The organism is Methanobrevibacter filiformis (assembly GCF_001639265.1).
GTDB classification, from domain to species: Archaea; Methanobacteriota; Methanobacteria; order Methanobacteriales; family Methanobacteriaceae; genus Methanacia; species Methanacia filiformis.
In genome coordinates this window covers 1-1,107 of the sequence record NZ_LWMT01000159.1, presented here as the reverse complement: position 1 = coordinate 1,107, position 1,107 = coordinate 1, and the positions used below count along the sequence as shown (strand labels likewise).

At 26.9% G+C, this 1,107-nt stretch carries 1 protein-coding gene and 1 pseudogene; both read left to right on the top strand.

Annotated features, from left to right (window positions below; genetic code table 11):
- Nucleotides 1-258 precede the first annotated feature (258 nt).
- A complete protein-coding gene (locus MBFIL_RS04560) occupies nt 259-768 on the top strand; it encodes a CDP-glycerol glycerophosphotransferase family protein (RefSeq protein WP_066971892.1) in 510 nt (169 codons plus the stop codon).
- Nucleotides 769-862: 94 nt separating this feature from the next.
- Nucleotides 863-1,107 (top strand): annotated as a pseudogene (locus MBFIL_RS04555) (hypothetical protein); the annotation flags it as partial.

The following is a 1,107-nucleotide window of genomic DNA, read 5'->3' as shown; positions in this document are numbered from 1 at the left end:
AGTACAAATGCTCTTAATGTTTCCTTCGAATTTTTAACAAAGCCTATTAAAAATTTTTCATCATCCTCATTAAACTCAAAACTTCGCCTTGACATGTATATTATATATAACTTAATAATAAATAAACTTATCTCAAATATTAACTTGTCTTGACATTAGGTGAATGGTTCATTATAGATTTTTAAATTATTTTTATTCTCTTAATCAATCTTTTAAATTTTAAAACCATATATTTAATGATATTTAATGGTGAATATAATGCCAGAGCTTAAAAAATTGTTATTAAATCCAAGTGCATATAATAAACGGACAATGGAAGACATTAAACGATATATATATATATATAAGGATAAGTTTGAAATAAATGTTCTATTAAACGAATTGGATTCAGAAATTGTTGAAAAAGAGGGTTATAATTTAGTAAAGAATGTGACAAGTTACGGAGACTATTTAAAATACACTTCTGACTATGTTATTGATGCTGGATCTTTGAAATCATATTTTAGAAGATCTTCAAAGAATACATGGGTATCAATTTGGCATGGTATACCTTATAAAAAAATGTTCATAGATTTTGATGAAAAATCATTAAATGATGGGCTTGAATATGCTGAATCTTATGATATAATGATTTCAATGTCTCCATATTACACTGAAACTTTTTTAAGAAACTCAATGCTATATTCTGGAGAAGTTAAAGAAATAGGATCTGCCAAAATAGATAAACTATTTGCAAGTGAAGAAGAAATATTATTGGCTGTGCAATAATTATTTTTTGATTCTTTTTAGTTATGCTTAGTTTTAAATATTATGGGGTGTAATATAGTATTAATGTTTTTTAGTTTTTGTTGAGTTGGTGTTTATGGTTTTGCATGAAGATAGTATTGGTCAGGTGTTTTTACTTCCTTTAAATTTGAGGGACTTTATTCCAGATAATCATATTTGTTTTTTTATTGAGGAATTGGTTAGTCGGTATGATTTTGGTGATTTGCATTCTAAATATGCTGATACTCCAGGTAAGAAAGCTTATTCTAGGAGAATGCTTGCTAGAAATATTCTTATGGGTCAGATTGATGGTATAAGGTCTGGTCGTAAACTTGAAAAGGC